Source organism: Methylobacterium hispanicum (assembly GCF_022179285.1).
Taxonomy (GTDB): Bacteria; Pseudomonadota; Alphaproteobacteria; order Rhizobiales; family Beijerinckiaceae; genus Methylobacterium; species Methylobacterium hispanicum.
In genome coordinates this window covers 1-4,779 of sequence record NZ_BPQO01000066.1, presented here as the reverse complement: position 1 = coordinate 4,779, position 4,779 = coordinate 1, and the positions used below count along the sequence as shown (strand labels likewise).

General features: G+C 68.6%; 5 protein-coding genes. 3 read left to right on the top strand and 2 right to left on the bottom strand.

Annotated elements, in window-relative coordinates:
• Together MFF56_RS31650 and MFF56_RS31645 are read right to left on the bottom strand one after the other, a co-directional pair.
• On the bottom strand, window positions 1-1,079 hold a 1,079-nt coding region (locus MFF56_RS31650; RefSeq protein ID WP_238232164.1), incomplete at its 3' end, for a cellulase family glycosylhydrolase.
• 453 nt (window positions 1,080-1,532) lie between these two features.
• A complete protein-coding gene (locus MFF56_RS31645) occupies window positions 1,533-1,781 on the bottom strand; it encodes a hypothetical protein (protein ID WP_066919384.1) in 249 nt (82 codons plus the stop codon).
• A gap of 709 nt (window positions 1,782-2,490) precedes the next feature.
• Here MFF56_RS31645 and MFF56_RS31640 point away from each other — a divergent pair.
• The 3 genes from MFF56_RS31640 to MFF56_RS31630 all read left to right on the top strand — a co-directional run.
• On the top strand, window positions 2,491-3,111 hold the full coding sequence (locus tag MFF56_RS31640; RefSeq protein WP_066919386.1) for a tyrosine-type recombinase/integrase: 621 nt from the start codon (window positions 2,491-2,493) through the stop codon (window positions 3,109-3,111).
• A 61-nt stretch (window positions 3,112-3,172) separates the two neighbouring features.
• A complete protein-coding gene (locus MFF56_RS31635; RefSeq protein ID WP_066919388.1) occupies window positions 3,173-4,171 on the top strand; it encodes a helix-turn-helix domain-containing protein in 999 nt (332 codons plus the stop codon).
• A gap of 153 nt (window positions 4,172-4,324) precedes the next feature.
• On the top strand, window positions 4,325-4,779 hold a 455-nt coding region (locus MFF56_RS31630), incomplete at its 3' end, for a flagellin N-terminal helical domain-containing protein (RefSeq protein ID WP_444543611.1).

Below are 4,779 nucleotides of genomic sequence, written 5' to 3'. Positions count from 1 at the left end.
TCGTCACCCGCGCCGCCCTCGACGAGGTCGTCGCCGGCCTCGCCGTAGAGGATATCGGTGCCGTCGCCGCCCTTGAGGCTGTCGTTGCCGGCGCCGCCGTAGAGCAGGTCGCCGCCCGTGCCGCCCGTCCTGATCTCGCCAAAGACAGCGCCCAGGAAGGCCTCGAGCACGTCCATCTGCGGGCGATCGACCACGCTGCCGGTGCCGAGCCCGGTCGGCTCGATCGAGAACATGTAGTCGCCCCACCACGGGCCCGCCGCCCAGTAGGTCGCGCCCTCCCAGACCGGGTGCGCCTTCATGTAGGCCACCATGTTGGCGAGCGCGGCCAGGCTCACCGGATCCTGCGCGACCCCGAACTCGCCCAGGAACAGGCGGCTGCCCGTCGCCTCCGCCCACTGGGTGACCGCGGTCAGCCGCTCGACGCCGATGGTCGCCGAGACCACGTTGGCGTGCGTGCCCGAGCTGTCGCTGTCGAGGTACTGGTGCACCTCGAAGGCGAAGTTGCCGAGCGGATCGCGGATGCCGGGGCCGATCACGGTGTCGTTGTCGGTGCTGACCCAGCTGTGGGCGCCCGTCCAGTAGCTGCCGGGCACGAGGATCTGCTGGCCGGCGCCGCCCGCACGGATCGCCGCGATCGCCGCGTTGGCCGAGCCGAGCCATTGCTGCGCCGTCTGCTGGTGCGGCTCGTTCATCAGGCCGAAGATGACGTTGGGGCTGCCGGCGTAGTGGCGCGCGAGGCGGCTCCACAGGTCCGCGAAGGCGCTGTCGGGCGTCTCGGCGCTGCCGACCGGATGGCCGTAGCCGGAGCCGAAATTGTGCGGCTCCAGGATCACCTGCAGGCCCCGGCTCGCCGCGTACGCGACGACGCCGTCCATCTGCCCGAGCTCGCTCGTGCTCAGCGGGCCGTTCGCGGTGAGCTGCACCCGCTCCCAGAGGAACGGCAGCCGGACGACCGACATGCCTTTGCCGGCGTAGTAATCGATCTCCTGCCGGGTCGGGTATGTGTAGTCCGTGCCGAGTGTTCCGGGCAGATGTCCGCCGCCGAAATCCGCACCCGCGAGGTTGACACCGAGTTTCATCGCGCCCTCAAGACAGCGCGCAGCCGTGGTCTATTGTCGATGCTAAACTGATTCGGCCGCGCAGAAGCAGGGCCGACCCTGAGTCCGAAGCGTTAACACAAACCTAACCATATCAACATGAATTAACCTCAAGCTTTTGATTGGGTGGGGATCTCGTCCGTGAAGCGGCTGGGCGCTCGATCCCGCAGCGATGGCCGCCCTCTTCTCGGTTAATATTCAGGCATCGCGCGGCCGCCCGTGTAGGACTGCGTCAGGTCGGATGCGGAAAGTCCGCTTCCGGCCAGAACGGCAGAGTCCGTTCCCCACCCCATCCGGACCTTCGAGGGCAGCGCTTCGAATGTCCGCAAGGGGTCAGGACTTCACTTTAGGCGATCGCCAATCTGCCTGCTTCCTCACCTGAACGCGCAAGCTCGCACCGTAGGCGTGCTGCCCCGTCAAGTTTGAGGTGAACCCTCAAGGCTGCGCGCAAAGTGCCTCGGCCTCGCGCTGGTGGGTCACGCCATCATAGCCGGGGCAGCCGGTGAGCGCGCCGTCCCGGATCTCGCGCACAACGAACAGAAGCAGCAGGCCGACCAGCAGCATCAGCACGGCCCAGGTGCCGAGTTCTGACGGGCGCTCGCCGGGCAGCAGCGCGTCGATGATCCGGCTTAGCCGATGCCATCGCTGGCGCAGGCGCGAAGGTGAGCGGCGGCTCTCGGGCATGAGCTCTGATCTGGGACGTGAGGGGGTACGACAGGGCTCAGCCGAGCCAGCCGCTGACCACCAGGGCGAACAGGTAGAAGACCAGGACGAGCGCTACGCACACCGCGAAGCCTTCCGGGGGAAGCTCGCGCCTCACGGCGGTGGCGCCGTTCGCCGACGGGGCGCCTTGGCTGCCGGATTAGCTCCGTCACCGAAACGGCCTTCCCCGAGATCGTCCAGATGCGGGATCGAGCCGCGTTGGACATCACCGTGCGCACCAGAGTGATATCCAACGCACAGGTGCAGGCCCGCATGGGTCGGGCCGGATCCGATGGGCGCGTTGGGTATCACGAGGCGCCGAATGCCGTTCTCCGGACAATGGTTTGGGCCCGTGTTGGATATCACGGACGGCGCAGCGATCGTGGCCGACCAAAGCGCTCAGACCGAGTGCGGGTAAGTATCGAATCGCGTGCGATGGCGCACATGGTGCTTTACGAGGCCTCGGTTCAGCGTTACACAAGCACCAGTTCGCCGAACACAATTGCCAATTCTGTCTTTATTTGATCCATAACGCTTTTTTGGCTTGCGCAGACCTGTCGGGCTGCGGTACAAGCGCGGCTGTTGCATCCCGCCACAGAGCGCGCCAAGCGGCTCCGAGGGCGGCGCCGAACACAATTGGCAATTCTGACCACCCAGGCACCGGCTCCGCCGCGTGCGAGGACGTGCCGCCATGACCCGCAGCCCAGCCCCTGCCGGCTCGTCCCGGTGCCCGGCCAAGCGCTCGCCCGCGCTCTCCGGCATGTCGCTCCACACGGCTCAGGGCCGGCGCAAGTACCTCACCCCCGACGAGCGCACCCGCTTCCTCGCGGCGGCCAGCCGTCAGCCGCCCGAGACGCTCACCCTGTGCCTGATCCTGGCCTGGACCGGCTGCCGCATCTCGGAGGCGCTGGCCCTGACCCATGCCGACCTCGACCAGCAAGGCGGCATCGTCAGCCTGCACTGCCTCAAGAAGCGTCGGCAGGGTGTGGTGCGCGACGTGCCGGTGCCCAACGGCATCATCGCCATCCTCGATCTCGTGCACGACCTCCAGCCTTCCGAGCAGCGGCTCTGGTCGTTCGGGCGCAGCACCGCTTGGCAGCGGGTCAAAACCGTGATGCGCGAGGCGGGCGTGAGCGCCTCGGCCGCCTCGCCCAAGGGCCTGCGTCACGGCTTCGGCGTGCACGCGCTGCACTCGGGCGTGCCGCTCACCCTTCTGCAGCGCTGGCTCGGCCATGCCAGCCTGTCGACCACTGCCATCTACGCCGACGTGCTCGGCGCCGAGGAACGCGAGATCGCTGCCCGCATGTGGTAGCCGGCGCGGCTGGGCCTGTCCCGTCCCGCCTCGCGACAGCCCCGTCGGGGGCGACGCGGCGGTGATCCTCGAGCACCGCTTCGCCCACATCCCGCAGGACGCACGCCGCGGCCGCGCCTGGGTCGCCAGCCTCGCGCCTCTCTTCACGGCAAGCCTGGCTCCGGACGAGGCCGTGCCCATCGATGCCTTCCTGCGCTATCAGCATCTCGGTTCGTGCGTGCTCGCGGCCGACAAGGGCCCGTCCCAGGTGCTGCAGCGGACCCCGGAGCAGGCTAGGGCTCAAGCGCTCGACCATCTCGTCCTCTGGACCCCGCTCCACGGCCGCGCCCGCCGTGTCGACGGAGATCAGGTCGACAGCGTCGGGCCGGGCGAGATCCTCGTCCTCGACCTGTCGCATCCCGTGCAGATCGAGATGGAGGCCCTCGCCGCGCGGGCCCTCCTCGTCCCGCACCGCCTCGTTGACGACGGACGCGAGCCGCCCGACCGTCACGGGGGCATTGACTTGCGCCGTGATCGTCACCTGGACGCCTTGGTCGCCGGTCATCTCTGCAGGCTCGGCGACTGCCTGCCGGATCTCACCGCCACCCAGGTCCAAACCGTCGCTTCGGCCACGCTGACGCTCTGCCGCGTTCTGCTGCAGGGGCAGACGTCCGGAAGCGCCTCGGGCTTGCCCGGGAAGCGGGATGATCTCGGTCTTGAGGTGCGCCGCTACATCGAGAGCAATCTCGCCACGGTCGATGCGTCGACGCTGATGAGCCGCTTCGGCCTCTCGCGCACGCCGCTCTATCGGCTGTTCTCCGAATGCGGCGGTCTCTACGCCTACATTCGCCAGCGCCGGCTCGCCGAGGCGATGCGGCGGCTGCGGCAGGTACCCGCGGGCCGGCGACCGGAGCTGGCCCGGCTCGCTCACGCCTGCGGCTTCCACAACCAGACGGTCTTCGCCCGCGCCTTTCGGCGCCGCTACGGCCTCAACCCCAGCGAGGTCGCGATCGGTGAGGTCGTACCCGCTGGCGCGAACGCTGCCGATCCAACCTTGCTCGCCTGGCTGCGCGAGCTGTGACCACGGCCGGGACGGAACGTCAGCAGATCAGGACGGAGCATCAGCACCGCACTGGCGGAAGGCCGAAATCCTCGTCGCTCGGCTGAGGGGCCACCCCGGAGACTGGCCCGGTCCGCGCAGATCCCCCGCGCGGCTCACCGGGACACCTCGCCCATGCCGTCCGCCGTCACCCTCTCGGCCGCAACCCGCCAGAACCTGCTCTCGCTGCAGGACACGGCCGCCCTCGCCTCGACCAACCAGAACCGCCTCTCCACCGGCAAGAAGGTCAACACAGCGCTCGACAACCCGGTGAACTTTTTCACCGCCTCGAGCCTCACCGATCGGGCCGCCGCCCTGTCGGGCCTGCTCGGCGGCATCTCAAACGGCATCCAGACCATCCAGGCCGCCGCCAAGGGCGTCGACACGCTCACCGCGCTGGTCAAGCAGATGCAGTCGGTGGTGAGCCAGGCCCAATCGAACGCCACCACCAACCTGCCCAAGCTCCAGGGCACTCAGGCTGTCAATCGGCGTCCAAAAGGGACCCAGGATCGGCGTCCAAAAGGGACCCACCGGCCGCCGCGCATGAGCGCCAACGCAGAGGCCGATGTCGCGCAGCCGGTCGGGTCAGC